This is a genomic window from Streptomyces malaysiensis subsp. malaysiensis (genome assembly GCF_040653035.1).
In the GTDB taxonomy this organism is placed as follows: domain Bacteria; phylum Actinomycetota; class Actinomycetes; order Streptomycetales; family Streptomycetaceae; genus Streptomyces; species Streptomyces malaysiensis.
The window spans coordinates 1-2,493 of record NZ_JBEZNG010000088.1; the positions used below are offsets into that span (position 1 = coordinate 1).

Sequence of the window (2,493 nt, forward strand, 5' to 3'; positions counted from 1 at the left end):
TCGTGACTGCGTGCCTTTTGAAGAATGAGCCTGCGAGTTTGCGGTGTGTTGCGAGGTTAACCCGTGTGGGGAAGCCGTAGCGAAAGCGAGTCCGAATAGGGCGTTTTAGTAGCGCGCTCAAGACCCGAAGCGGAGTGATCTAGCCATGGGCAGGTTGAAGCGGAGGTAAGACTTCGTGGAGGACCGAACCCACCAGGGTTGAAAACCTGGGGGATGACCTGTGGTTAGGGGTGAAAGGCCAATCAAACTCCGTGATAGCTGGTTCTCCCCGAAATGCATTTAGGTGCAGCGTCGTGTGTTTCTTGCCGGAGGTAGAGCACTGGATAGGCGATGGGCCCTACCGGGTTACTGACCTTAGCCAAACTCCGAATGCCGGTAAGTGAGAGCGCGGCAGTGAGACTGTGGGGGATAAGCTCCATGGTCGAGAGGGAAACAGCCCAGAGCATCGACTAAGGCCCCTAAGCGTACGCTAAGTGGGAAAGGATGTGGAGTCGCAGAGACAACCAGGAGGTTGGCTTAGAAGCAGCCATCCTTGAAAGAGTGCGTAATAGCTCACTGGTCAAGTGATTCCGCGCCGACAATGTAGCGGGGCTCAAGCGTACCGCCGAAGTCGTGTCATTCACGCATGTTCTCTAACGGGAGTGTGGATGGGTAGGGGAGCGTCGTGTGCCGGGTGAAGCAGCCGTGTAAGCGAGTTGTGGATGGTTCACGAGTGAGAATGCAGGCATGAGTAGCGATACACACGTGGGAAACGTGTGCGCCGATTGACTAAGGGTTCCTGGGTCAAGCTGATCTGCCCAGGGTAAGTCGGGACCTAAGGCGAGGCCGACAGGCGTAGTCGATGGACAACCGGTTGATATTCCGGTACCCGCTGTGAAGCGTCAGCGCTGAACCAGGCGATGCTAAGTCCGTGAAGCCGCCCTGATCTCTTCGGAGTTGAGGGGAGTGGTGGAGCCGATAGTCCAGACCTGTAGTAGGTGAGTGATGGGGTGACGCAGGAAGGTAGTCCAGCCCGGGCGGTGGTTGTCCCGGGGTAAGGGTGTAGCCCGAGGGGTAGGTAAATCCGTCTCTCATTAAGGGTGAGACCTGATGCCGAGCCGATTGTGGCGAAGTGGATGATCCTATGCTGTCGAGAAAAGCCTCTAGCGAGTTTTATGGCGGCCCGTACCCTAAACCGACTCAGGTGGTCAGGTAGAGAATACCGAGGCGTTCGGGTGAACTATGGTTAAGGAACTCGGCAAAATGCCCCCGTAACTTCGGGAGAAGGGGGGCCATTGCTGGTGATCACCCTTGCGGTGTGAGCTGGTGGTGGCCGCAGAGACCAGCGAGAAGCGACTGTTTACTAAAAACACAGGTCCGTGCGAAGCCGTAAGGCGATGTATACGGACTGACGCCTGCCCGGTGCTGGAACGTTAAGGGGACCGGTTAGTGGGGTTTTTGATCCTGCGAAGCTGAGAACTTAAGCGCCAGTAAACGGCGGTGGTAACTATAACCATCCTAAGGTAGCGAAATTCCTTGTCGGGTAAGTTCCGACCTGCACGAATGGCGTAACGACTTCTCGACTGTCTCAACCATAGGCCCGGTGAAATTGCATTACGAGTAAAGATGCTCGTTTCGCGCAGCAGGACGGAAAGACCCCGGGACCTTTACTATAGCTTGATATTGGTGTTCGGTTCGGCTTGTGTAGGATAGGTGGGAGACTGTGAAGCATTGACGCTAGTTGGTGTGGAGTCGTTGTTGAAATACCACTCTGGTCGTGCTGGATGTCTAACCTGGGTCCGTGATCCGGATCAGGGACAGTGTCTGGTGGGTAGTTTAACTGGGGCGGTTGCCTCCTAAAGGGTAACGGAGGCGCCCAAAGGTTCCCTCAGCCTGGTTGGCAATCAGGTGTTGAGTGTAAGTGCACAAGGGAGCTTGACTGTGAGACCGACGGGTCGAGCAGGGACGAAAGTCGGGACTAGTGATCCGGCGGTGGCTTGTGGAAGCGCCGTCGCTCAACGGATAAAAGGTACCCCGGGGATAACAGGCTGATCTTCCCCAAGAGTCCATATCGACGGGATGGTTTGGCACCTCGATGTCGGCTCGTCGCATCCTGGGGCTGGAGTCGGTCCCAAGGGTTGGGCTGTTCGCCCATTAAAGCGGTACGCGAGCTGGGTTTAGAACGTCGTGAGACAGTTCGGTCCCTATCCGCTGTGCGCGTAGGAGTCTTGAGAAGGGCTGTCCCTAGTACGAGAGGACCGGGACGGACGAACCTCTGGTGTGCCAGTTGTTCTGCCAAGGGCATGGCTGGTTGGCTACGTTCGGGAGGGATAACCGCTGAAAGCATCTAAGCGGGAAGCCTGCTTCGAGATGAGGGCTCCCACCCACTTGATGGGTTAAGGCTCCCAGTAGACGACTGGGTTGATAGGCCAGATATGGAAGCCGGGTGACCGGTGGAGTTGACTGGTACTAATAGGCCGAGGGCTTGTCCTCAGTTGCTCGCGTCCACTGTGT

General features: G+C 56.4%; 1 rRNA gene. It reads left to right on the forward strand.

The window, feature by feature from the left end:
- Positions 1-2,472 (forward strand): 23S ribosomal RNA (locus AB0E24_RS45895); the annotation flags it as partial.
- Positions 2,473-2,493 lie beyond the last annotated feature (21 nt).